This window comes from Pseudomonas sp. PAMC 26793, assembly GCF_000313235.1.
GTDB classification, from domain to species: Bacteria; Pseudomonadota; Gammaproteobacteria; order Pseudomonadales; family Pseudomonadaceae; genus Aquipseudomonas; species Aquipseudomonas yamanorum.
Window position 1 is genome coordinate 1 of sequence record NZ_AMXG01000009.1, and the last position, 24,707, is coordinate 24,707.

Annotated in this window: 22 protein-coding genes; 11 read left to right on the forward strand and 11 right to left on the reverse strand. The window is 61.3% G+C overall.

The features are described 5' to 3' along the window. Nucleotides 1-398 precede the first annotated feature (398 nt). The 5 genes from urtE to urtA all read right to left on the reverse strand — a co-directional run bounded on the left by urtE (nt 399) and on the right by urtA (nt 5,354). Nucleotides 399-1,088: an urea ABC transporter ATP-binding subunit UrtE gene (gene urtE / locus D109_RS0100995; RefSeq protein WP_017475230.1), complete on the reverse strand. Its 690-nt coding sequence runs from the start codon at nt 1,086-1,088 to the stop codon at nt 399-401. 10 nt (nt 1,089-1,098) lie between these two features. Next, on the reverse strand, nt 1,099-1,857 hold the full coding sequence (urtD, locus tag D109_RS0101000; protein ID WP_017475231.1) for an urea ABC transporter ATP-binding protein UrtD: 759 nt from the start codon (nt 1,855-1,857) through the stop codon (nt 1,099-1,101). After that, on the reverse strand, nt 1,854-3,014 hold the full coding sequence (gene urtC, locus D109_RS0101005; RefSeq protein WP_017475232.1) for an urea ABC transporter permease subunit UrtC: 1,161 nt from the start codon (nt 3,012-3,014) through the stop codon (nt 1,854-1,856). The genes urtD and urtC overlap by 4 nt, the downstream gene beginning before the upstream one ends. 10 nt (nt 3,015-3,024) lie before the next feature. Beyond that, on the reverse strand, nt 3,025-3,942 hold the full coding sequence (urtB, locus tag D109_RS0101010) for an urea ABC transporter permease subunit UrtB (protein WP_017475233.1): 918 nt from the start codon (nt 3,940-3,942) through the stop codon (nt 3,025-3,027). Nucleotides 3,943-4,145: 203 nt separating this feature from the next. Beyond that, the gene (urtA, locus tag D109_RS0101015) at nt 4,146-5,354 is read right to left on the reverse strand and encodes an urea ABC transporter substrate-binding protein (RefSeq protein WP_017475234.1); all 1,209 of its coding nucleotides are present in this window, start codon (nt 5,352-5,354) and stop codon (nt 4,146-4,148) included. Nucleotides 5,355-5,684: 330 nt separating this feature from the next. Between urtA and D109_RS0101025 the strand changes: the two genes are divergently transcribed. Both D109_RS0101025 and D109_RS0101030 read left to right on the forward strand, forming a co-directional pair. Continuing rightward, nucleotides 5,685-9,071, forward strand: coding sequence for an ATP-binding protein (locus D109_RS0101025; protein ID WP_017475236.1), 3,387 nt, complete (start codon nt 5,685-5,687; stop codon nt 9,069-9,071). Beyond that, nucleotides 9,046-9,786 (forward strand): response regulator, encoded by a 741-nt coding sequence (locus D109_RS0101030; protein WP_017475237.1) that lies wholly within the window; start codon nt 9,046-9,048, stop codon nt 9,784-9,786. Before D109_RS0101025 ends, D109_RS0101030 begins: the two co-directional genes overlap by 26 nt. Nucleotides 9,787-9,831: 45 nt before the next feature. Here the strand turns inward: D109_RS0101030 and D109_RS0101035 are convergent, their stop codons facing one another. Beyond that, nucleotides 9,832-10,662, reverse strand: a complete 831-nt coding sequence (locus D109_RS0101035; RefSeq protein WP_017475238.1) for an IclR family transcriptional regulator — start codon at nt 10,660-10,662, stop codon at nt 9,832-9,834. Nucleotides 10,663-10,904: 242 nt separating this feature from the next. Between D109_RS0101035 and D109_RS0101040 the strand changes: the two genes are divergently transcribed. Genes D109_RS0101040 through D109_RS0101070 form a run of 7 tightly spaced genes read left to right on the forward strand, consistent with a single transcriptional unit; the run spans nt 10,905 to nt 17,353 of the window. Continuing rightward, nucleotides 10,905-11,933, forward strand: coding sequence for an ABC transporter ATP-binding protein (locus D109_RS0101040; protein WP_017475239.1), 1,029 nt, complete (start codon nt 10,905-10,907; stop codon nt 11,931-11,933). Then, complete coding sequence (locus D109_RS0101045; RefSeq protein WP_003218273.1) at nt 11,930-12,775, forward strand: ABC transporter permease; 846 nt, start codon at nt 11,930-11,932, stop codon at nt 12,773-12,775. Before D109_RS0101040 ends, D109_RS0101045 begins: the two co-directional genes overlap by 4 nt. A gap of 4 nt (nt 12,776-12,779) precedes the next feature. After that, nucleotides 12,780-13,574 carry an ABC transporter permease gene (locus D109_RS0101050; protein WP_026077699.1) on the forward strand — a complete coding sequence of 265 codons (795 nt, stop codon included), beginning with the start codon at nt 12,780-12,782 and terminating at the stop codon, nt 13,572-13,574. Next, entirely contained in the window at nt 13,574-13,864 is a 291-nt protein-coding gene (locus tag D109_RS0101055) for a (2Fe-2S)-binding protein (protein ID WP_017475241.1), read from the forward strand. Before D109_RS0101050 ends, D109_RS0101055 begins: the two co-directional genes overlap by 1 nt. Continuing rightward, nucleotides 13,861-15,204: an NAD(P)/FAD-dependent oxidoreductase gene (locus D109_RS0101060; protein WP_017475242.1), complete on the forward strand. Its 1,344-nt coding sequence runs from the start codon at nt 13,861-13,863 to the stop codon at nt 15,202-15,204. The genes D109_RS0101055 and D109_RS0101060 overlap by 4 nt, the downstream gene beginning before the upstream one ends. After that, nucleotides 15,201-16,304: an FAD-binding oxidoreductase gene (locus tag D109_RS0101065; RefSeq protein WP_017475243.1), complete on the forward strand. Its 1,104-nt coding sequence runs from the start codon at nt 15,201-15,203 to the stop codon at nt 16,302-16,304. Before D109_RS0101060 ends, D109_RS0101065 begins: the two co-directional genes overlap by 4 nt. A 17-nt stretch (nt 16,305-16,321) precedes the next feature. Continuing rightward, entirely contained in the window at nt 16,322-17,353 is a 1,032-nt protein-coding gene (locus tag D109_RS0101070) for an ABC transporter substrate-binding protein (protein ID WP_085988717.1), read from the forward strand. Nucleotides 17,354-17,357: 4 nt separating this feature from the next. Here the strand turns inward: D109_RS0101070 and D109_RS0101075 are convergent, their stop codons facing one another. Both D109_RS0101075 and D109_RS0101080 read right to left on the reverse strand, forming a co-directional pair. Then, nucleotides 17,358-17,846, reverse strand: a complete 489-nt coding sequence (locus tag D109_RS0101075) for a hypothetical protein (protein WP_017475245.1) — start codon at nt 17,844-17,846, stop codon at nt 17,358-17,360. Further along, a complete protein-coding gene (locus tag D109_RS0101080; RefSeq protein WP_017475246.1) occupies nt 17,843-18,757 on the reverse strand; it encodes a hypothetical protein in 915 nt (304 codons plus the stop codon). Before D109_RS0101080 ends, D109_RS0101075 begins: the two co-directional genes overlap by 4 nt. A gap of 187 nt (nt 18,758-18,944) precedes the next feature. Here D109_RS0101080 and D109_RS0101085 point away from each other — a divergent pair, with 187 nt between their 5' ends. Beyond that, a complete protein-coding gene (locus D109_RS0101085; protein ID WP_017475247.1) occupies nt 18,945-19,433 on the forward strand; it encodes a type VI secretion system tube protein Hcp in 489 nt (162 codons plus the stop codon). Nucleotides 19,434-19,873: 440 nt separating this feature from the next. On the opposite strand, the gene D109_RS0101090 is transcribed toward D109_RS0101085, so the two are convergent. The 3 genes from D109_RS0101090 to D109_RS0101100 are packed head-to-tail and all read right to left on the reverse strand — an operon-like array spanning nt 19,874 to nt 23,650. Then, the gene (locus D109_RS0101090; protein WP_017475248.1) at nt 19,874-21,172 is read right to left on the reverse strand and encodes an FAD-binding oxidoreductase; all 1,299 of its coding nucleotides are present in this window, start codon (nt 21,170-21,172) and stop codon (nt 19,874-19,876) included. Next, on the reverse strand, nt 21,169-22,257 hold the full coding sequence (locus D109_RS0101095) for a polyamine ABC transporter substrate-binding protein (protein WP_017475249.1): 1,089 nt from the start codon (nt 22,255-22,257) through the stop codon (nt 21,169-21,171). Before D109_RS0101095 ends, D109_RS0101090 begins: the two co-directional genes overlap by 4 nt. 34 nt (nt 22,258-22,291) lie before the next feature. Beyond that, nucleotides 22,292-23,650, reverse strand: a complete 1,359-nt coding sequence (locus D109_RS0101100) for a glutamine synthetase family protein (protein WP_017475250.1) — start codon at nt 23,648-23,650, stop codon at nt 22,292-22,294. A gap of 140 nt (nt 23,651-23,790) precedes the next feature. Between D109_RS0101100 and D109_RS0101105 the strand changes: the two genes are divergently transcribed. Continuing rightward, nucleotides 23,791-24,693, forward strand: coding sequence for a helix-turn-helix domain-containing protein (locus D109_RS0101105; RefSeq protein WP_026077700.1), 903 nt, complete (start codon nt 23,791-23,793; stop codon nt 24,691-24,693). The last annotated feature ends 14 nt before the right edge of the window (nt 24,694-24,707 follow it).

The window sequence follows — 24,707 nt, forward strand, 5'->3', positions numbered from 1 at the left end:
TTGTCTGCATCGCAGGCAAGCCAGCTCCCACAGAAAAGCAGCTCTGTTTTCGCTCTGGTCTTTGCTTTTGCTCTTAACACTCAAGCCGGCCGGGAGGCCGCTGTGCTCTTGATCTGCTTTTGATCTTGATCTGACTGCCCCAATAAGCCCGAGGCCGAACGCAGGTATTGCGGAGCGGGTAAACCGGCAGGACGCCGGTTTAGCCGCGTCGGGCCATGGATGGCCCGTCGCGGCGGCCCGCTTCGCGGTGCCGGAGTGAGGGAACACCGAGCCCCAGCGAGGTGCCGACAGGCGGGGCAGAGCGTTTTGCTTACTTTTGCGCTCTTCAAAAGTGAGCCGCTGTAAGAGCGGAACCATAAGTAGCCGTTACCTAAATAACGGATATGTACTCAACCAGGTCAAACCGACAAGTACAGACTAATGGTCGCCTCATCCACCCGATCCCGAGTCTCCTCAATCACAAACCTCCCCTTCTCAATCACCAAAAACCGATCAGCAATTTCCAAGGTAAACGACAACACCTGCTCAGAAACAACAATCGTCAAATCCCGCAAATTGCGAATCTCCTTAAGCGTACGAGCAATGTCCTTGATGATCGAAGGCTGAATCCCCTCAGTCGGCTCATCCAGCAACAACACCTTGGGATTCGTCGCCAACGCCCGGGCAATCGCCAACTGCTGTTGCTGCCCCCCAGACAAATTCCCCCCCTTGCGCGAACGCATGTCATACAACACCGGAAACAACGCATACAAATCCTCAGGCACCTTGCCCCGAGCCGCCGCCGGCAACCCGGTCTGAATATTCTCCAACACACTCATGCTGGGAAAAATCATCCGCCCCTGCGGCACATAGGCAATCCCCCGCGCCACCCGCTCATGGGTTTCAAGCGCAGACACATCATGCCCATCCACACTCACCTGCCCCTGCCACTGCGGCAGAATCCCCATCAGGCTCTTGAACAGCGTGGTCTTGCCCATCCCGTTACGCCCCATCACCGCAACGATCTCACGCTTCGCCACATCCAGCTCCAGGTCGTGAAGAATCTGGCTCTGCCCGTACCCGCACGACAGTTTGTCGATCTTGAACATGCCCGACTCCTCAGTGGCCCAAATACACTTCAATGACTTTCGGATTGCTCTGCACCGACTCCATGCTGCCCTCGGCCAGCACCTTGCCCTGGTGCAGCACCGTGACCTTGTGGGCAATGCTCTTGACGAACTCCATGTCGTGCTCGATCACCAGCACCGAACGGCCCTGGCTGATGCGCTTGAGCAACTCGGCCGTTTGCGCCCGCTCGTTGACGCTCATCCCGGCCACCGGCTCGTCGAGCATCAGCAGTTCCGGGTCTTGCATCAGCAGCATGCCAATCTCCAGCCACTGCTTTTGCCCGTGGGACAGCAGGTCCGCCTGCTGCTGCAACAAATCACCGAGGAAGATCTCCCGCGCCACCTCCTCGACCCTCGCGACCACCTGGGCATTGCGCTTGAAAAACAGCGCGCCCCACACCTTGCGCCCAGCCGGATACGACATCTCGAGGTTTTCAAACACCGTGAGGTTTTCGTAGATCGACGGGTTCTGGAACTTGCGCCCTACCCCGGCGCGCACGATGTTGTATTCGCGCATTTTGGTCAGTTCCTGGCCGTCGAACTGGATGCTGCCGCTGGTGGCGCGGGTCTTGCCGCAGATCAAATCCAGCACCGTGGTTTTGCCGGCGCCGTTGGGGCCGATCACCACCCGCACTTCATTGCGGTCGATGTACAGGTTGAGGTTATCGACCGCCTTGAAACCGTCGAACGACACGGTCAGCCCCTCAATGGCCAACACGGGCTTTTTCATTTCAAAACCGACGGCGGTCATGGCTGTGTCTCCAGGATCTTGGCTTCAGCCTTGGGCTTGATCTTCGCGGGCTCGGCCTTGACCACCGGCTTGCGCCGCAACAGTCGGGCCAGGGCCTGGCGACCATGGCTGTCCCACAACCCGGCCAGGCCGTTGGGGAAGTACATGACCACGGCGATAAACAACCCGCCCATCAGGTACAGCCACAACTCGGGGAAGGATTCGGAAAAGTAGGTCTTGCCGTAGTTCACCAGCAACGCGCCATACACCGCACCCAGCAGCGACATGCGCCCGCCGACCGCGGCAAAGATCACCATCTCGATGGACGGCACGATCCCCACGAACGACGGCGACATAAAACCCACCTGCAAGGCAAACATCGCCCCGCCAATCGCCGAGAACGCGGCCGCCACGCAGAACACGAAGATCTTGAAACTGGCCACGTCATACCCGGAAAACCGCACCCGCTCTTCCTTGTCACGCATGGCCATCAACAGCCGGCCCAGCTTCGAAGCGAGGATGAAACGGCCGATGAAGATGCAGCCAAACAGCAGCCCGGCGTTGATGAAATACAGGATCATCTTCGCGCCGTCGCCGCGCAGGTCCCAGCCCAGCAGGGTCTTGAGGTCGGTGATGCCGTTGACGCCACCGGTCAGGCCTTGCTGGCCGACGATCAGCACCGTGAGGATCAGCGCAATCGCTTGGGTGACGATGGAGAAATACACATCGCCCACCCGCCGCTTGAACAGCGCCATGCCGATGATGAACGCCAGCAACACCGGCACGGCAATCACCGCGAACAGGGTGAAGGTGAAGCTGTGAAACGGCTGCCAGAGCCACGGCAGTTCGGTGATCTGGTTCCAGTCCATAAAGTCCGGAATGCCTGGTGTGGACTGGATCCTGGTGCTCTCGGGATCGGACGCTTCCAGCTTCAGGAACATCGCCATGCAGTAGCCGCCGACGCCGAAAAACACCCCCTGCCCGAGGCTGAGAATCCCGCCATAGCCCCAGCACAGCACCAGGCCCACGGCGACGAACGCGTAGGTCAAGTACTTGCCGACCATGTTCAGGCGAAACGCATCCAGGGTCAGCGGAAATACCACGAGGATCAATAACGCCAACAGCACGATGCCGATCAGGTTTTGCTGGCCGCCCAGCAGTTTGTCTAGAGCCTTCATCGGTTCGCCTCTACTTGCGCACTTTGATGGAGAACAACCCTTGCGGGCGCAGCATCAGGATCAGGATCACCGACGACAGCGTCAGCACCTTGGCCATCGAGCCACTGAGGAAAAACTCCGACAGCGATTGGGTCTGGGCAATCACGAACGCCGAGGCAATGGTGCCGAACAGGCTTTGCGCGCCGCCAAACACCACCACCAGGAAGGTGTCGACGATGTACTGCGAACCGGCGGTTGGCCCGGTCGAGCCGATGGTGGTGAAGGCCGCACCGGCCACGCCCGCCACGCCGCAACCGAGGGCGAAGGTCATGCGGTCGACCTTACGTGTATTGATGCCGACTGCGCGGCTCATCAAGCGGTTTTGCACGGTAGCCCGCACCTGCAGGCCCCAACGCGAACGGTAGAGCATGACGAAAATCGCCCCGGTCAGCAGCAGGGTCAGGCCCATCATGAACAGGCCGTTGCGCGGGATTTCGATGGCGTCGGTGAGGTTCACCGAACCCATCAGCCAGGCCGGCGGCTCGGCACTCACTTCACGGGCGCCGAACACCGAGCGGAAGGTTTGCTGCATCACCAGGGACAGCCCCCAGGTGGCGAGCAAGGTGTCCAGGGGCCGCTTGTACAAACGGCTGATCATTGCCCATTCCACCAGCCAGCCGACGGCGCTGGCGACGAGGAATGACAAGGCAATGGCTACGAAAAAGTAATACGGCTGAAAGCTCGGCGCGAAGTGCGCGGTGAGACTCGAACAGACGTAGGTGGTGTAGGCGCCAATGGTCAGGAACTCACCGTGGGCCATGTTGATCACGCCCATCTGGCCGAAGATGATTGCCAGTCCCAATGCCATCAGCAACAGCACGCAGAACACGGACAAGCCGTTGAACCCCTGCATCGCCGCGATGGCTCCAAATTCCGATAGCCATTCCATGATGATGGTCTCCTGAGCGGGAGGTAATGATAAAAACCAACGTCTGCTTTTGATGTATGTGGGAGCGGGCTTGTGTGGGAGCGGGCTTGCTCGTGAATACGGTGTGTCAGTACCGGATGCACTCACTGATTCACCGCTTTCGCGAGCAAGCCCGCTCCCACACAAAACCAGTTCCCACATTCAGATCAGCGCCAGACCCGAGGTTATTGATAGCCTTTCGGAAACGGATTCGGCTCGATCAGATCCGACTCGTAGATCACCTTGAACTGCCCGTTCGGCTGCACTTCACCGATGCGCGACTTGCTCCACAGGTGATGGTTTTCGTGGATCTTCACGTAGCCTTCCGGCGCGTTTTTCAGCTCGATGCCTGGGGAGGCGGCGACGACTTTATCCACGTCGAAACTGCCGGCCTTCTCCACCGCCGCTTTCCACAACCATGGGCCGAGGTAGGCCGCCTGGGTCACGTCGCCGATCACCGCGTCCTTGCCGTACTTGGCCTTGAACGCTTCCACGAAGGCTTTGTTGTTCGGGTTGTCGAGGCTCTGGAAGTACTTCATCGAGGCGTAGAAGCCGGCCATGTTTTCGCCGCCGATGCCCAGCAGTTCGTCTTCGGTCACCGACAAGGTCAGCAGGGTTTGCTTGGATGAATTCACGCCCGCCGCGTTGAGCTGTTTGTAGAAGGCCACGTTGGAGCCGCCCACCACGGCTGCGAACACCACATCAGGCTTTTTCAGCTTGACCTTGTTGATCAGCGAGCCGAACTGGGTATTGCCCAGCGGGTAGTAGTCTTCGCCGACCACGGTGCCGTGCAGGACGTTTTCAATGTGCTTGCGCGCGATCTTCATCGAGGTGCGCGGCCAGATGTAGTCCGAGCCCACCAGGTAGAACGTTTTGGCGCCCTTGGTCTTGGCGATCCAGTCGAGGCTGGCGAGGATTTGCTGGGTCGCTTCCTGGCCGGTGTAGATCACGTTTTTCGACTGTTCCAGGCCCTCATAGAAGGTCGGGTAGTAAAGCAGGCCGTTTTCTTTTTCGAAGATCGGCAATACGGCTTTGCGTGAGGCTGAGGTCCAGCAGCCGAACACCGCCGCCACCTTGTCGTTGACCAGCAGTTTCTTGGCCTTTTCGGCGAAGGTCGGCCAGTCGGACGCGCCGTCTTCCTGGATCACCTTGATCTGCCGCCCGAGGATCCCGCCCGAGGCGTTGATCTGCTCGATGGCCAGGCGTTCGGCCTGGATCGAACCGGTTTCGGAAATCGCCATGGTGCCGGTGGCCGAGTGCAACTGGCCCACGGTGACTTCCGTCGGCGTCACCGCCAGGCCTTCGTTGTCGGCCATGACGCCATGGCTGAACAGACTCGCCGCCAGCAGTGATAACGCCAACAACGGTTTGGAGCGGATCAATCGTGATTCCATGGGGCGACTCCTCTGCAATGAGGGGTTCAGCATGGCGGCAGGTGGCCACGGCGGGTATACGCAGCCTGACGTAACGGCGTACGTCATTTGACGTATGCCGCCCTGCACCTTTTCAGGGCAGGATCGCGCCCTTCACAAACTGTGGAGATCCCATGTGGGAGCGGGCTTGCTCGCGAATGCGGTGGATCAGTGAATGCATTCGTTGCTGACCCACCGTATTCGCGAGCAAGCCCGCTCCCACACAAGCCCGCTCCCACATTTGGACCCGCGGCGCCTGCCAGGGCATGGAACTTGCTCATCCTCCTAGCCCACTTCCCGGAGCCACCCACCGTGCATCCCCTCCCCGGCACCCAGCGCATCGTCAAGATTCGCCGCGACTACAACTCCTGGGTCGCCGACGAGACCATGGAAGACTACGCCCTGCGCTACACCCCGAAATCCTTCCGCAAATGGTCGGAGCTGCGCATCGCCAATACCGCCCTCGGCGCGGTGTCGTTCCTGGCGCTGGAAGCCATCGGCGGCGTATTGGCCTTGAGCTACGGGTTCACCAACACCTTCTGGGCCATCCTCGCCATCAGCCTGGTGATCTTCCTCACCGGCCTGCCCATCAGCTACTACGCCGCCCGCTACGGCGTGGACATGGACCTGCTGACCCGCGGCGCAGGCTTTGGCTATATCGGCTCCACCATCACCTCGCTGATCTACGCCAGCTTCACCTTCCTGTTCTTCGCCCTCGAAGCGGCGATCATGGCCCTGGCCCTGGAGTTGTATTTCCATATCCCGCTGGCCATCGCCTATGTCATCTGCTCGGTGCTGGTGATCCCACTGGTGGCCTACGGCGTGACCCTGATCAGCCGTCTGCAACTGTGGACCCAACCGCTGTGGCTGGTGCTGTTGGTGCTGCCCTACGGCTTCGTGTTGTGGAAAAACCCCGAGGCCTTCAGCGACTGGACCAGCTTCGTCGGCCGCAGCAGCGACGGCGGCGACTTCAACCTGCTGTCGTTCTGCGCTGCCTGCACCGTGGCGCTGTCCCTGGTCACGCAAATCGGCGAACAGGTGGACTACCTGCGCTTCCTCCCGGAAAAAACCGCCGCCAACCGCAAGCGCTGGTGGGCCGCGCTATTGTGCGCCGGCCCGGGCTGGATCGTGCCGGGGGCGTTGAAGATGTTCGCCGGGGCGTTCCTGGCCTTCCTTGCCCTGCAACATGAAATCCCCATGGAGCGCGCCGCCGAGCCGACCCAGATGTACCTGGTCGCGTTCGGCTATGTGTTCTCCTCTCCCGAATGGGCGCTGGGGGCGATGGTGCTGTTCGTGTTCATCTCGCAGATGAAGATCAACCTGACCAACGCCTACGCCGGCTCCCTGGCCTGGTCGAACTTCTTCGCCCGCGTGACCCACAGCCACCCCGGCCGCGTGGTGTGGCTGGTGTTCAACGTCGCCATCGCGCTGATGCTGATGGAGCTGGGGGTGTTCGATGTGATCGAGCAGGTGCTGGGGCTCTACGCGAATATCGCAATTGCCTGGATCGGCACACTGGTGGCCGACCTGGTGATCAACAAGCCCTTGGGCCTGTCGCCCAAGCACATCGAGTTCAAGCGTGCGCACCTCTACGACATCAATCCGGTGGGCGTCGGCTCGATGCTGATTGCCTCGCTGCTGTCGATCCTCGCCCACTTCGGCCTGTTCGGCGCCCTCGCCCAGGCCGCGCCACCGTTTGTCGCGCTAGGAACCGCGTTAATCATGGCGCCACTATTGGCATGGCTGACCAAGGGCCGCTACTACATTGCCCGCAGCAGTGAAGCGCAGTTGATTCATCCGCAACCCGGCACCGGGCTGGTGATCTGCGGGCTGTGCAGCAACCCGTTCGAAACCGCCGACATGGCGTTCTGCCCGGCCTACAGCACGCCGATTTGCTCGCTCTGCTGCTCACTGGATGCACGCTGTGGCGACCGCTGCAAACCCCATGCGCGGCTGGCCAGCCAGTTCGAAGGCGTGTTGCGCTGGTTGCTTCCGACGACGTTGGTGCCGCGCCTGCATACCCGACTGGCGCATTACCTCGGATTGTTGATGGCGCTGGTGCTGATGCTCGCCGGGGCCCTGGCGCTGATCTACATGCAGGCCGCCCAGGGTTTGCCCCACTCGCAGACCTTGTACCAGGCGTTTTTCAAGGCGTTCCTCACGCTCTCGGTGCTGGCCGCCGTACTCGCCTGGTGGGTAGTACTCACCCGCGAAAGCCGGCGGGTCGCCCAGGAAGAATCCGACCGGCAAACCTCGCTGCTGATGCAGGAGATCGCCGCCCACAGCCTCACTGATCAGGCCCTGCAACAGGCCAAGGAGGCCTCGGAAGCGGCTAACGCGGCAAAGAGCCGTTACGTCACCGGGCTGTCCCACGAGCTGCGCACGCCCCTCAACAGCATCCTGGGTTTCACCCAGATTCTGCAGCGCGACAGCGCCATGCCCGAACAGCATCAGGATGCCCTGGCGACCATCCTGCGCAGCGGCTCGCACCTGCTGTCGCTGATCGACGGCCTGCTGGACGTGGCCAAGATCGAGGCCGGCAAGCTGCGCCTGGAGCTCACCGAAATCCCCTTCCCGGAAATGATCCACGACCTGGAGCAAATGTTCACCCCCCAGGCCGAAGACAAGGGCCTGCGCTTTCGCCTGGACTGCGTGGGCAAGATCCCCGCCGTGGTGCGTGGCGATGAAAAACGCGTGCGGCAGATCCTGATCAACCTGCTGGGCAATGCAATCAACTTCACCGACAGCGGCGAAGTGCGCCTGCGGGTCAGCTACATGCGCGAGACCGCCAACTTCGAGATCATCGACACCGGCATCGGCATTGACCCGGAGCAGATCGAGCGGATTTTCCAGCCCTTTGAACGCGGCGACCTGATGCGCCAGGACAAGGGCGTGGGCCTCGGCCTGACCATCACGCGCATGCTGACCTCGTTGATGGGCGGCGAATTGCGGGTGGTCAGCGAACTGGACAAGGGCACCTGCTTCCAGGTGCGGCTGTTCCTGTCCCAGGTCCGGGTGCCGCAGGCGGTGGTGCATGTCGAACACGACATCATCGGCTACCACGGCGAACGGCGGCGCATCCTGGTGGTGGACGACCACGTGGACCATCGCAAGGTGCTCAGCGGCATGCTCACGCCCTTGGGCTTCGAGGTGTCCCAGGCCAGCAACGGCCAGGAGGCGATTCGCCAGGTAGCGTTGCTGTCGCCGGACCTGATCCTGATGGACCTGTCGATGCCGACCATGGACGGCTGGGCCACCAGTCGGCTAATCCGGCGTAACGCGCTGTCCACCGCGCCGATTATCATCATCTCCGCCAACGCCTTCACCGACGACCGCGAACGTAGCATCGCCGGCGCCTGCAACGACTACCTGGCCAAGCCGGTGCGCACTCCGGAACTGCTCGGGCGGGTGCAACTGCACCTGGATTTGCAGTGGCTGCGCCGCCGGACACCGATCGCCGCGCCGGTCAGCACACCGGGCGTGCTGCCCAGTGCCGAAGAACTCGCAGTGCTCGCCGAGTTGAGCGCCATTGGCTACGTGCGGGGTTTGCATGAAAAGCTCGACGCCATCGTGCTGGAAAGCCCAGGCACCGCACCGTTCATCAACAAGCTCCGGGCGCTGCTGAAAAGCTTTCGCCTGGAAGAACTCAACCGAATCCTGAAGGAGGCCGAAGATGAATGCCTTGACCCACAGCGCTGAGCCCGGCGTGGTGCTGATTGTCGACGACACCCCGGACAACCTGGCCATGCTCTCCGACGCCCTGGACGACGCCGGCTACATGGTGCTGGTGGCGCTGGACGGCCTCAGCGCGCTGAATCGCGTGCAACGCCGGCGCCCGGACCTGATCCTGCTGGACGCGGTGATGCCCGGCCTGGACGGCTTTGAAACCTGCCGCCGGCTCAAGGCACAACCGGCCAGTGCGGACATTCCGGTGGTGTTCATGACCGGGCTGACCGACAGCAAGCATGTGGTGCAGGGGTTTGAGGTGGGCGGCAGTGACTACGTGACCAAGCCGATCCAGACGGATGAAGTGCTGGCTCGGGTAGCGGCGCACTTGCGGACGTCGCGGATATTGTTGTCGGCGCGGGCGGCGACGCAGCCGAGCGTGATTACCCTGGAGGATGAGCCGGCGCATAAGCTGTTGTCGGCACGGTTTCAGTTGACGGAGCGGGAAGTCGAGGTATTGCGCTGGGTGGCGTGTGGCAAGACCAATCGGGACATTGGCGACATTCTTGGGCTGAGCCCGAGGACGGTGAACAAGCACCTGGAGCATGTGTATGTGAAGTTGGGAGTGGAGACGCGCACGGCGGCGACTTCAGTGGCGATGGCGGCGATGAGTCCGGTGAATGATCGTTCCCACGCTCTGCGTGGGAATGCCGCTCAGGACGCTCCGCGTCTGCTCTTGAAGTCGTGACGCGGAGCGTCACAGGATGCATTCCCACGCGGAGCGTGGGAATGATCATCCGCCAAAGATCTGCGAAGGCCGGCGCAACGTCGGATCAAACGGATTGATCTTCGGCCCGATCGCCGCCGCCTCCCGTTTGAGCAACTCCACCACCGTCGGCAGTCGCCCCGGCCCCAGGCGGTCACTGATGGTTGCCACACTCAACGCTGCCACCGCATGCCCATTGCGATCCAGGATCGGCACCGCCAACCCGGCCATGCCTTCCAGCACCCCGGTATTACGCGCGGCGTACCCCAACTGCCGCACGCTCTCCACTTCCGAGCGTAAAAACACCTCGTCGTACAGGTGAAAATCCTTGAGTCGCGGCAAGTTGTAGCGGATCACCGTCTCGCGCTCTTCCTCCGGCAAAAACGCCAGGATTGCCAAACTGCCCTGCCCCACCCCCAGCGCCACGCGCCCGCCGATGTCACCGGTAAAGGTTCGGATCGGGTACGGCCCTTCACTGCGGTCCAGGCAGATCGCATCAAAGCCGCTGCGCGCCAGCAGGAACAATGAATCCCCCAAGGACGCACTGAGCCGCAACATACTCGGCCGCACCAGGTCCCGCAGGTTGCCGGTATTCCCCGCATTCGCCGCCAGGGCGAAGAACTCCAGGCTCAGCCGGTAGCGCTTGCTGCGCGCATCCTGCTCCACCATGCCTTCGTCCATCAGGCTGCGCAGCAAGCGGTGGGTGGTCGGTTGCGACAGCCCCACCTGCTGCGCCAGTTGCGTCACCCGTTCACCACCGTCCGGCGCCGCGCCGAGGATGCGCAGTAATGCAAACAACCGGGAGACGCCACCGGCGCCGACTTCCTTGACACTTTCATTCCGCTCAGTGGAATTCATAAGCCGATATCTCACACTAAATTCTGATCAGTGAATGAAACTAAAAAAAGTACTCTATCCAGTGAAATTCCATCTTCCGCCATCCTAGTCTTTCGCCCTAATCTGCGTCCACAGGGGCGAAATGAACAACTAACGGCAGCCGACTCAAGATCGAGCGCCAACGCACCCGCAACACCCTTTTCGCATCTGCCCAAAACAAAAAAGCGCGTTTCGACGCGACTCAAAAAAGGTGGAACGCAGACATGGCTTTTCTCCAACTCAACGCCTTGAGCAAACGCTACGGCGCCGTCGACGCGGTGGTCGCCACTGATCTTGCGGTGGAAAAAGGCGAATTCGTATCCCTGCTCGGCCCTTCGGGCTGCGGCAAGACCACCACCTTGCAAATGATCGCCGGCTTCGTCGATGTCACCGGCGGGCAGATCCTCCTCGATGGCCGCGACATCACCCACGCCAAACCCGCCAGCCGTGGCCTGGGCGTGGTGTTCCAGAGCTACGCGCTGTTCCCCCACATGAGCGTGCGCGACAACGTCGCCTTCGGCCTGAAGATGCGCAAGGTGCCCGCCGGCGAGATCGCAAGCAGAGTCAAGACCGTGCTGGAACTGGTGCGCCTGGCGCCCCACGCCGAGCGCTACCCGCGTGAACTGTCCGGCGGCCAGCGTCAGCGTGTGGCCCTGGCCCGTGCGTTGGTGATCGAGCCGCCGGTGTTGCTGCTGGACGAGCCGCTGTCCAACCTCGACGCCAACCTGCGGGAAGAGATGCAGTTCGAAATCCGCCGCATCCAGTGTGAAGTCGGAATCACCACGCTGATGGTCACCCACGACCAGGCCGAAGCGCTGTCCATCAGTGACCGAGTGGTGGTGATGCAGGCCGGGCGCGTCACCCAGATCGACGCGCCGTACAAACTCTATGAACACCCGCGCACGCGCTTTATCTCGGACTTTGTCGGCAAGGCCAATCTGCTGACGGGGGACTTCGATCAACTCGGCGCGCCGCAAGTGCGCTTCGAGCCCGGCAACGGCGAACTGACCCTGAGCCTGCGCCCGGAAAAGATCGACCTGGTGGCCGCCGGCTCAGGGCGCCTGCAAGGCAAGGTCCTCGACAGCTATTTCTTCGGCAGCCAATGGCTGTACCGCATCAAGACCCAGATCGGCGAGCTGACCGTGGTCCGCCGCAACGACGGCAGTGCGCCGTTGGGTTGCGGCGCAGCGGTAGGCCTGGACTGGGAGTCGAGCCTGCTGCGGGTGCTGGCGGCCGATGAGGTGCACGCATGAGCCGTGGCTACTTGTTGTCGTTGCCGGCGCTGGTGTTGTTTTTCGGGCTGCTGATCCTGCCCCTGGGCCTGACGCTGGTGTTGTCATTCAACGTGTTCGATTACCAGGTGGGGGTGAAGGCCGATGAGTGGACCTTCGCCCACTACCTGTCGCTGTTCAGCGATTCGTACTTCTACGAGATCTTCTGGCGCACCTTCTGGATCAGTGCTCTGGTGACCTTGCTCTGCGTGGTGATCGGGGTGCCCGAGGCCTACATCCTCAGCCGCATGGGCACGCCATGGCGCTCGATCTTCCTGATCCTGATCCTCACCCCGCTGCTGATTTCAGTGGTGGTTCGGGCCTTTGGCTGGAGCCTGCTGCTGGGTGCCGATGGCCTGGTGAACCAGGTGATCCAGGCCCTCGGCGGCAAACCCGTGAAGCTGCTGTACACCTCGTTCGCCGTGATCATCGCACTGGTGCACGTGATGCTGCCGTTCATGATCATCCCGGTGTGGACCTCCCTGCAGAAGCTCGACCCGTCGGCGGAACAGGCGGCCCTGTCCCTGGGTGCCAGCCAGGCTACGGTGATGCGCAAGATCGTGTTGCCGCAGGTGATGCCCGGAGTGCTCTCCGGCACCCTGATCGTGTTTGGCCTGGCCGCCAGCTCCTTCGCGATCCCCGGCCTGCTGGGCGGGCGCCGGCTGAAGATGGTCGCCACGGTGGTGTACGACCAATACCTCTCGGAACTCAACTGGCCCATGGGCGCGACCATCGCGGTGGTGCTGCTGTTGGTCAACTTGCTGATCATGCTGAGCTGGAACCGCATGGTCGAAGGCCGCTACAAAAAGTCCCTGGGAGTATAAGACGATGTCCAGAAACGGTCCTTTGGCCCTGGGCTTTCACGGCCTGGTGGTGCTGTTCATGATGGCGCCGCTGGTGGTGGTGTGCCTCGTGGCCTTCACCCCGGAAAACACCTTGAGCCTGCCCACTTCGGGCTTCTCCCTGCGCTGGTTTCATGCGGTGTTCGAACGTGCCGACTTTATCCAGGCGTTCTACAACAGCCTGGTCCTGGCCTTCGTGGCCGCCAGCTTGGCGACCTTGATTGCGGTACCGGCGGCCCTGGCAATCAGTCGCTACCCGTTCCCCGGCCGCAACTTCTTCAGTGCGCTGTTCCTTTCGCCGATCATCATCCCGCACTTGGTGCTCGGGGTGGCGATGCTGCGGCTGTTCGCAATGATGGGCGTCAACGGCAGCTTCACCTGGCTGATGCTGGCCCACGTGGTGATCATCACCCCTTACGTGTTGCGCCTGGTATTGGCCGCCGCCATCGGCATCGATCGCAGCGCCGAGCAGGCTGCCGAATCCCTCGGTGCCAGCCGCTTCACCCTGTTTCGCCAGATCACCTTGCCGATGATTTTGCCCGGCGTGGCCGGCGGCTGGTTGCTGGCGTTCATCAACAGTTTCGATGAAGTGACCCTGTCGATCTTTGTCAGCTCGCCGGCCACCCAGACCTTGCCGGTGCGCATGTACGTGTACGCCACCGAATCCATCGACCCGATGATGGCGGCCGTGTCGGCGCTGGTGATTGCGCTGACAGCGGCGGCGATGATTTTGCTGGACCGGGTCTACGGCCTGGATCGCGTATTGGTAGGGAAGCATTGATGGCGCTGTTCAAACGACTGGCCGAGACCCAGCGGCCCACCCTCACCTTCACCCTCGACGGGCAGCCTGCCACGGGCTTGCTTGGCGACACCTTGCTGACCGCGGTACTGACCTGCGCCGAGCACCTGCGGGGCAGTGATTTCAGCGCCGAACGTCGCGCCGGTTTCTGCCTGATGGGCGCCTGCCAGGATTGCTGGGTGCGGCTTGAGGACGGTCGCCGAGTGCGCGCCTGTTCGACCTTGCTGGAAGACGGCCAGGCGATTCGCCGTGATCCGGGGCGCCAGGCATGAAGACAGTGGTGATAGTGGGCGCAGGCCCGGCGGGGATTACCGCCGCCCGGACCTTGCTCGAGCATGGCCTAACCCCGGTGTTGGTGGACGAAAGCCTGCGCGGCGGCGGCCAGATTTATCGGCGCCAACCGGCGAATTTCCAGCGCTCGGCGAAGCAGTTGTATGGCTTTGAAGCGGGCAAGGCGACGGCGCTGCATCGCACCATGGATCATCTGGCCACCCGGATCGACTACCGGCCGGAAACCCTGGTGTGGAATGCCGAGAACGGTCGCCTGGACATGCTCAACAACGGCCACGCCGAAAGCATCGAATACGCGCAGATCATCGTCTCTACCGGCGCCACTGACCGCATCCTGCCGGTACCGGGCTGGACGCTGCCCGGCGTGTACAGCCTTGGCGCGGCGCAAATCGCACTGAAGTATCAAGGCTGCGCCATCGGCGAGCGCGTGGCGTTTTGCGGCAGCGGACCGTTGCTGTACCTGGTGGCGTATCAGTACGCCAAGGCCGGGGCCAAGGTAGTGGCGGTGCTCGATAGCGCGCCGTTCAGCGCCCAGTGCCGCGCCTTGCCGGCATTGCTCGGCCAGCCGGCGACCCTGGCAAAAGGTTTGTACTACCGCGCCTGGCTCACGGCCCACGGCATCCCGGTGCATCAAGGTGCAACGCTGTCGCACATCGACGGCGAACAACGAGTGACGGGCATCCACTGGGACCAGCAGGAAATCGCCTGTGATGCCGTGGCCTTCGCCCATGCCCTGCGCAGCGAGACCCAATTGGCGGATTTGCTTGGGTGTGAATTTTCCTGGAATGCATTGAACCGCGCCTGGTTGCCCCAGCGAGATGCGGCTGGGCGTAGCAGTGTCACGGGTGTTTATTTAGCGGGTGATGGTGCCGGAATCATGGGCGCCGATGCGGCGCAAATGGCGGGCGAGCGGGCGGCGTTGGCGTTGCTGGAAGACACCGGTATTGCCATCGCCCCTCGCCGGCCGGCGGTGCTGGAACAGCAATTGGCGAGCATCCAACGCTTTCGCCATGGCCTGGAAACCGCCTTCCCCTTCCCGGAAAACTGGGCCGCTGAAGCCCCGGATGAACTGATCTTGTGCCGCTGTGAAGAAGTCAGCGTCGGCGAAGTACGCGCGGTGGTGGACGAAGGCCACTGGGAAGTGAACCGGGTCAAGGCCCATTGCCGGGTTGGCATGGGCCGTTGCCAGGGCCGGATGTGTGGCTTGGCAGCCGCGGAAATCATTGCCGAACGCAGTGGGCGCGAGATTCAAAACGTTGGCCGCCTGCGGGGCCAGGCACCGATCAAACCCTTGCCGTTTGGCGTGGAGGTGCAGCCATGATCGACAGCGAAGTGATTGTATTGGGCGGCGGGATTGTCGGCGCGTCAGCCGCCTTGCTGCTGGCGCAGAAAGGTCGGCGCGTGGTGCTGGTGGAGCGGGACTTTTGTGGTTCGCACTCAAGCGGCGTGAATTATGGCGGCGTGCGGCGCCAGGGTCGGCCATTGCATCAGTTGCCGTTATCGCAACGTGCCCACGAGCTGTGGTCCGACTTGCCGGGGCTGATTGGGATCGATGGCGAATACGTGCGCTCCGGGCATTTGAAACTGGCCCGCAGTCACGAAGACCTGGCCGCCTTGCAGGCTTACGCCGACGCCACTCGAGGCTTTGGCCTTGGCCTGCAAATGCTGGATCACGCTCAGCTGCGTGCGCGGTTTCCATGGGTGGGTGATGTGGCGGTCGGCGCCTCACTCTGCCCCGAAGACGGCCACGCCAATCCGCGCCTGGTCTCCCCCGCCTTTGCCCGCGCCGCGCAGCGCCACGGTGCAAGGGTGATGGAGCAAACCGAAGTCACCCAGGTTGAACATGACGGCCAGCGGTTTCAGGTGCGCTGTGCCAATGGTGTGCAGCTGCAAGCCCGCTGGCTGTTGAACTGCGCCGGCGCCTGGGCCAGTACCGTGGCCACGCACTTTGGCGAACCGGTGCCGATGACCTCGGCGCATCCGGCAATGCTGGTGACCGAGCCGTTGCCGGTGGTGATGGACGTGAGTACCGGCGTCGAAGGCGGCGGAATTTATGCGCGGCAAGTCGCTCGGGGCAATTGCATCCTCGGCGGAGGTCGCGGCTTTGCCCTGGGCCCGCAACAGGCCCGCCCGGGGCAAGCGGCGGTGCTGGAGATTCTGCGCAACGCCGGCGAGTTGTACCCGTTCCTCAAAGGTGCCCAGGCGATCCGCACCTGGAGCGGCACCGAAGGTTATCTACCCGACCACGAACCAGTGATCGGCGACAGCAGCACCCAACCCGGCCTGCTCCACGGCTTCGGCTTTGCCGGCGCCGGGTTCCAGCTCGGCCCTGCGGTCGGTGAAGCCCTGGCAGAGATCGTCTGCACGGGGGCCAGCCGGCAGCCCATCGAAGCATTTTCCATCCGTCGTTTCCAAGCCTGAGAGGAAGATTTATGCACATGATCAAACGTACTGCGCTGTCTTGCCTGTCCCTCGCCCTGTTGAGCACGGCGGCCCATGCCGCACCGACGCTGTACCTGGGCATGAACGGCGGCACCATGGAACGGGTCTACGCCGACAAGGTGCTGCCTGCGTTCGAGAAGGCCAACAACGTCAAGGTGGTGATCGTGCCGGGCACCTCGTCGGACATCCTGGCCAAAGTGCAGGCCAACAAGGACAACCCGCAGATGCACGTGATGTTCCTCGACGACGGCATCATGTACCGCGCCATCTCCATGGGATTGTGCGAGAAGCTCACGCCTAACCCGACCCTGGATCAGATTCCGGCCAAGGCCAAAATCAAGGAAGAAGCGGTTGCGGTGACGCTCGGGGTGACCGGGTTGGGTTACAACGCCAAGATGTTCAAGGAAAAGGGCTGGACGCCGCCGACGTCGTGGATGGACCTGGCGGATCCACGGTTCAAGGACAAGGTGGTGTTTCAGTCCCTGGCCTCCTCCACGTTTGGGTTGCATGGGTTCTTGATGTTCAACCGGATTCAGGGGGGTAGCGAGACCAACGTGGAGCCGGGGTTCAAGGCGTGGCCGAAGACGGTTGGGCCGAATGTGCTGGAATACATCGCCAGCTCGGCAAAGATTTCCGAGATGGTGCAGACGGACGAGGCGGCGATCTTTCCGCTGACGCCGACGCAGGTGACCACGCAGCAGTTGTTGGGCGTGCCGATGGAGTATGCGCAGCCGAAAGAAGGCGCGGTGGTGTTGAACGTGGCGGAGTGTGTGATTGCGCGGAATGACCAGCCGGAGTTGGCGCAGAAACTGGCGCAATTCTTGTTGACCGCAGAGGCGCAGGCACCGGCGTTGGAACTGGGGGATCAGATTCCTTCGAATCCTACGACGCCGACTACCGACAAAACCCGCGCTCGGGTGGAGGCGATGAACAGTTACTTGCAGACGGCGATTTCGATTGACTGGGATCAGGTGAACCAGGCGCGGCCGGAGTGGAATGCGCGGTGGAGTCGCTCGATTGAGCGGTAGACCCTCATGCTGATGACTGGCGCTGTTTTTTTTGGCGCCGGCCCCGAATGATCGCTATGACCCGGTGGCGCTTCTGGCGCAGCTTGACCCACTCGCTACGCACTTCACGGTGGCGTTTGCTGTTAAGCAACAGCAGCGCCAGAAGGGGGAACAGAATGCTCAACACGTAGAAGACCTTATGCGGGCGATAGTCAATCGTCGGCAGAACGCCGAGCAGGCACAGAATCATCAGCACCACGGGAATCCATACCCAACCTGGATAGCCGCGGGCGATCATGAAGTTGCAATGGGACGCGAGCAGCGTCAGACCAAGGGCCGAAAAATACGAATACCTGAGATTCTCGTCAATGGACAGCTCTTTAAAATAACTGTCGAACATCAATGGGACGCCAAATCCCAGCGCAAATATTTGAGCAAAATTGGCTGCCATAAAGACGGGGAAATAGCGTTTCAGAAAGTCCCGGAACTGCTGAAGTGTCATCAGAAACATCATTCGTCAAACTCCTCATAAAGCCCCACCGCAATGACCCGCAGGTTCCCGGCCATTGCACTTCCTGTCACCGCCATAGAGGCACCAAGTACACTGTTAATTTGAGTGAGCGTGGTTTGCCGCAACTGCACCGGAGTGAATCGCTTCGGCAAATCGCCAGACAGTTGTTTGAGCTTTAGCATTTTTGATGTCAAATGCGGATGGTTGATACTGAGTAATTCCTTCGTCAGCTTGGCGCGCTCCTGTCGAGTTAATCCCCGAAGTACGTCTCGCCAGTTCTTTCCTGTAGCCACCTTGGTCGCGCTGACCCACTTCACCATTGTCAGAAACGCTGTGCTCGCTCCAATCAGTGAAATAGCATCAAGCATCAGCGTCACCTGCTGATACCACGGGGCACTGTCCAACCAGCCGACACGGGAAGGTTCAGTCACCTCCTTGAACGTTCGGTAAACACCGTTCACGCACTGGCCAGCGCCCGCAAGAAAGGCCGCCCCACCTATTGCCGTCACTACTGAACTGGTGCCCAACGTGAAGGGTAATGCCGCAGTGCCCCCCACTACCGTAAACCACCCCAGCACCGCACTCGTACACGCCAACCCCATCCCCACCGCCTCAAACACCACCTGCGACTCCCTAGGTTCGTGCTCCAACTGCCGGACAAAATCCAGGCGGGCCATGGACCGTGGCATTTCCCGCAAGATCACTCGCTTGGGTAGCACACTGCAAATTGGCTGAAACTCACGCAAGGTTACCGGCCACAGTTGGTCATCGAGATACACCACCCCTGCCCCGGCAATCGCCGGATCGGCATCAATGCTTGCAAACAGGCGCCGCAGGTCGATGCTGCTTTCAATCCGCTCACGGGTGGTGAGGTGCGCACTGGGAAAACCGTCCTTCAAGAGGCTGGAAGTCATTCCTTTTACTCCGGGATTTCACAAGAGCGCAGAGCCTAAAGAATCCATATCCCGAAAAAATGTCGGAGGTTTTACTTTTTCTCGACAGGCACTTCCTGATCCTGTTCCCACCTCTTGTAGGCCATCGCGCGAATAGGAAAAGTACGCCCCACGCCACTACCGGCGAACACAGGAACAGGGAGCGACAATGGCCGTTGATATGTTTTTAAAGCTGGGAGACATCAAGGGTGAGTCCAAGGACCAGGCACACCGAGATGAAATCGAAATCAACAAATGGGGATGGCGCATGACCCAGTCGGGCAACATGCATTCCGGCACGGGCGGTGGTGCGGGCAAGGTCAATATGGGCAACCTGGCGATCAGCAAGGCCCTGGACAAGTCCACGCCCAACCTGATGATGGCCTGCTCCACCGGCAAGCATTATCCCGAGGCAAGGCTTGTGGTGCGCAAGGCCGGCGGCAGCAGCGCGGTGGAATACCTGGTGATCACTTTGAAGGAGGTGATGGTGTCGTCCTACGAGACCACTGCGGTAACGACGAGCGACGTGCTGACCGAAGAAATCAGCCTGAACTTCGCCAAGGTGGAAGTCAGCTATCAGCCGCAGAAGTCGGATGGTGGCAAGGACGGGGGAGCGATCAAGTACGGATGGAATATTCGCGAGAACAGCAAAATGTGACCCGGAAGCGGCGTGCGTCAGGCACGCCGCTCGTTGGCTGGCAGGCTACCTGCCTGGTTCCGCACTTACAGCGGGTCACTTTTGAAAGTGAGCCCAAACGTAACCAAAAGGCTCTTGCTCGGTGTGCTCACTCCGGCTTTGGAGCGTGGTTTAACGGGGCGCCTAAGATCAAAAGCAAAAGCACAGCGGCCTCCCGGCCGGCTTGAGTGTTGAAGCGCAAAATCAAAAGCTAAAGCGGGCACGGTCCAAATGTGGGAGCGGGCTTGCTCGCGAAGGTCGTTAACGATGACGTTGGCATTCTGGATGAACGCGGCGGTCTCAGGTTTTTCGCGAGCAAGCCCGCTCCCACAGAAAAGCAGATCTGCTTTCGCTCTGGATCTTGCCTTTGCTTTTAACACTCAAGCCGGCCGGACCGAAGAAACGGATATGTACACAACCAATCACCCCACCATCTCCCGCACCCGATACCACAACATCCCCAACGCCAACAGCGGCGAACGCAACGCCTTACCTCCCGGGAAAGTCATATGCGGCACCTGGCTGAAAATATCCAACCCTTTACTCTGCCCCGCATGAATGCCTTCCGCCAATAACCGCGCACACCAATGCGTCACGTTAAGGCCATGCCCCGAATACCCCTGGGCATAAAACACATTCGGGTGCTGCTTCAACCGCCCCACCTGCGGAAACCGGTTAGCCGTAATCCCAATCTTCCCCCCCCACTGAAACTCAATCGCCGTATCCACCAACTGCGGAAAAACCTTAAGCATCTTCGGCCGCATATACCCCGCGATATCCACCGGATCACGCCCCGAATAATGACAAGCCCCCCCAAACAACAAGCGCCGATCCGCCGAAAGCCGGTAGTAATCCAACCCCACTTTCTGATCGCACAAAGCAAGATTTTGCGGGATCAACTGGTTCGCCACATCCACTGGCAACGGTTCGGTTGCAATGATGTAGCTCCCCGCTGGCAGCACCTTGCCACTCAACTTCGGCTCCAGTTCCTCCAAATGCGCATTGCATGCCAGCACCAGACTGCCGGCCCGCACGCTGCCGGACGCGCAGCGCACCTGCACCGTGTCACCATGGATCAACTCCAGCACCGGGCTGTTTTCAAAGATCCGCGCCCCAAGTGATTCGGCCAAAGCCGCCTCCCCCAACACCAGGTTCAGCGGATGCAAATGCCCGGACCCCATGTCCACCAAACCACCGGCATACACACTTGAGCCCACGACTTGCGCCATATCCTGCGGCCCCACCAACCGCGTTTCAGGCGCATACCCCAAGGCAGCCAGGCTCTCCAGCTCTCCTTGAAACGCCGCAAACTGCGCCGGCGTATTCGCCAACTCACAAAACCCCCAACGCAGGTCACAGTCAATCCCATGCTCGCGAATCCGCTCCCCCACCAGCGCCACCGAATCGATCCCGGCCTGCTGCAGGTAACGCACGCCCTCCTCGCCCACGTACCTGGCAAAGCCCGATATGTCATGCCCAATCCCGCGTATCAACTGCCCGCCATTGCGCCCACTGGCGCCCCAGCCAATCCGCCGGGCCTCCAGCAAGATCACCGATAGCCCACGCTGGGCCAATTCGATGGCGGTATTGACCCCGGTGAACCCACCGCCAATCACACACACATCGGCCGTCAGGTCAGCCCCCAGCGCTGGGCGCTGGGGCATGGCGTTGGCCGAAGCCAGGTAATAGGAACGGGCGTGGTCGGACGAGGAATGGCTCATTTGTTGGTCTTCACTTTGCTCCAGGACCGCGTCATCAAGCGCATGACGGCAGGCGTCGGGGTAGTGGAAATGTAGAGTTTGTCGAGCACTGCCTGGGACGGGTAGATCTCAGGATTGTTCACCAGCTCCGGCGCCATGAAGGCCTTGGCCGCCGGGTTCGGGTTGGCATAACCGACGCTGGCGCTGACCTTGGCGATCACTTCTGGGTCCAGCAAGTAGTTGATAAAAGCGTGGGCCGCTTTCGGGTTGGCGGCGTCTGCCGGGATGGCCAGCAGGTCAAACCACAGGTTGCTGCCTTCCTTGGGAATCGAGTAGGCGATGTTCACGCCGTTCTTGGCTTCCTGGGCGCGGTTGGCGGCCTGGAACACGTCGCCGGAATAACCAAAGGCTACGCAGATATCGCCGTTGGCCAGGTCCGAGATGTACTTGGAGGAATGGAAATAGGTGATGTACGGCCGCAGGGTCAGCAGCTTGGCTTCGGCTTGTTTATAGTCTTCGGGATTCTCGCTGCGCGGGTCCTTGCCCATGTAGTTGAGGATCGCCGGGAACAGTTCATCCGCCGAGTCGAGGAACGCTACGCCGCACTCGTGCAGCTTCTTGATGTTCTCCGGTTCGAACAGCACGGCCCACGAATCGATATGGTCGATGCCCAGCACCTGCTTGACCTTGTCCACGTTGTAGCCGATGCCGTTGGTGCCCCACAGGTACGGCACCGAGTGCTCGTTGCCCGGGTCGTTTTTCTCCAGCAGCTTGAGCAGCTTGGGGTCGAGGTTCTTGAAGTTGGGCAACTGCGAGCGGTCCAGCTTGAGGAACGCGCCGGCTTTGACCTGGCGCGCCAGGAAGTGGTTGGACGGCACCACCACGTCATAGCCGGTACGGCCGGCGAGCAACTTGCCTTCCAGGGTTTCGTTGGAGTCGAACACGTCGTAGATCACCTTGATCCCGGTCTTGGCCTGGAAGTCGGCCAAGGTGGTCTCACCGATGTAGTCCGTCCAGTTGTACACACTGACCGTCTGCGCGGCGTGGCCCGCGCTGCTGAACAACGCCGCCAAGGCCAGCGGAAGAAGCTTTTTCACCAGACGCATATCGACACCCCTTTGGTTTTTTTAGTGTGGTTTCTCAGACGCTCAGCAGCAGGAACTCACGCTCCCAGGAGCTGATGACCCGCTTGAAATTCTCGTGCTCGGCGCGCTTGACCGCGACGTAGCCGCGCACAAACTTGTCCCCCAAATACTGTTTGACGGTGTCGCACTCTTCCATGCGCGCCAGGGCGTCTTCGATGGTGATCGGCAGCCTCAAGTTGCGGCGCTCGTAGGCGCGGCCTTCCACCGGGGCGCTGGGCTCGACCTTTTCGATCATGCCGAGGTAGCCGCATAGCAGGCTGGCAGCGATGGCCAGATACGGGTTGGCGTCGGCGCCCGGCAGGCGGTTTTCCACGCGCATGGCGTCGGGGCTGGAGCTCGGTACGCGCAGGCCGACGGTGCGGTTTTCTTCGCCCCACTCGACGTTGACCGGTGCCGAGGTGTCCGGCAGGAAGCGGCGGAACGAGTTCACGTTGGGGGCAAACATCGGCAGCAGCTTGGGGATGTACTTCTGCAGGCCGCCGATGTGGTTGAGGAACAGTTGGCTCTTGTTGCCGTGCTCATCGACAAACACCTGCTTGCCGGTGGCGATCTCCACCACGCTCTGGTGCAGGTGCATGGCGCTGCCGGGCTCGTCGGCCACGGGTTTGGCCATGAAGGTGGCGGCAACGTTGTGCTTGAGCGCGGCCTCCCGCAGGGTGCGTTTGAACACGGTGATCTGGTCGGCCAGGTCGAGGGCATCGCCGTGGCGGAAGTTGATTTCCATCTGCGCCGGGCCGTCTTCGTGGATCAGCGTGTCGAGGTCCAGACCCTGGGCTTCGCACCAGTCGTAGACGTCTTCGAACAATGGGTCGAATTCGTTGGCAGCGTCGATGGAGAACGACTGGCGGCCACTTTCGGCGCGGCCGGAACGGCCCAGCGGGGTCTTCAGCGGCAGGTCCGGGTCTTCGCAACGCTGGGTCAGGTAGAACTCCATTTCCGGCGCGACAATCGGCTGCCAGCCTTGATCGGTATACAGCTGCAGGACCTTTTTCAGCACGTTACGCGGCGACAATTCGATGGGATTGCCCAGCTTGTCGAAGGTGTCGTGGATCACAATGGCAGTGGGCTCGATGGCCCACGGCACCACGTAGGTGGCGTTGGACACCGGGCGGCAGATCATGTCGATGTCAGCCGGGTCCAGCAGGTCGTAGTAGATGTCGTCGTCGACAAAGTCCCCGGTTACCGTTTGCAGCAACACACTTTCCGGCAGGCGCATGCCTCGCTCATGCAGGAACTTGTTGGTGGGCGAAATCTTGCCGCGTGCGATGCCAGTCAAATCACTGATCACGCATTCGACTTCGGTAATCTTGTGTTCTTTCAGCCAGGCGGACAGCTGATCGAAGGGGGCGTTCATAAGGACCTCGTCATGGGTTGGATGATGCGCCGCGGGCTTCCCTCGCCGCGCATTGAGGTCTATCTTGGGCCAGCCGTCCGACGGCATCTATCCACTTTGCACCAACCACAACGCACCAATAGAGTGCGCCCAGGTTACCCATGACACAGGCAACAGCTTTGCGCGTACAGGCCTTCACCACCGGTGATGTGGCCGCTCAATGCAGTGCGACACCCGGTTGGGTGCAGCAGTACCAGCAGATGTCCCCGGGGCATTTTGCCGGGCAGATCCGCTACCTCGACCTGCAAGGTGTCGAAGTGTATGAAGAGCGGATGAATACCCGGGTGGAGCAGAACTTCAACGCGCCACCGGGCTCCCTGGCGTTCTGTTTCGATGGCAGCGACAACGCGCTGTATGTGCTCAATGGCGAAAGCCGCAACACCTGGATCACCCCGGAAAACTACCGCGAAGTCGCGGTGGTGTTCGGGCCGCAGTTTGTCCAGCGCCACGGTTTGGAGGTGGCGAAGCTGGAGGGGTTGTTCATGGCCCCGCTCAATTCCCTGCAAAACGCCTTGTTCAGCCGCTGGCTCAGCGGCACGCTGACGCGGCTGTCGGCGACGTTTGACCCGCCGAGCCGCGATGCCCTCACCCAACAACTGCTGGACGACTGCCTGTTCATCCTCGACAACGCCTGCGTGTGCCTCGACAAGGGTTCATTGCAACGGCGCACCGAGGAGCGAATCATCATGGCGCGCATTGGCGAATGGGCAGCGGACGTGCCGGATGAAACCGTCAACCTGCTGGAGCTGGCGCGCATTGCCGGGGTGCCGTTGCGCCAGTTGCAGCAGGGGTTCAAGACGTACACCGGGATGAGCCCGGCGCAGTGGTTGAGGCTGCGCCGGTTGAACAGTGCACGGCGGGAGTTATTGAACCCGCCGTCAGCGGACACCACCGTGGCGGAAGTGGCGATGAATTGGTCGTTCTGGCATTTGGGGCGGTTTTCCAACAGTTATCGGGCGCTGTTTCAGGAGTTGCCCAGCGAGACCCTGAAGCGCCAGAGGTAAGTGCTGAAGATCGT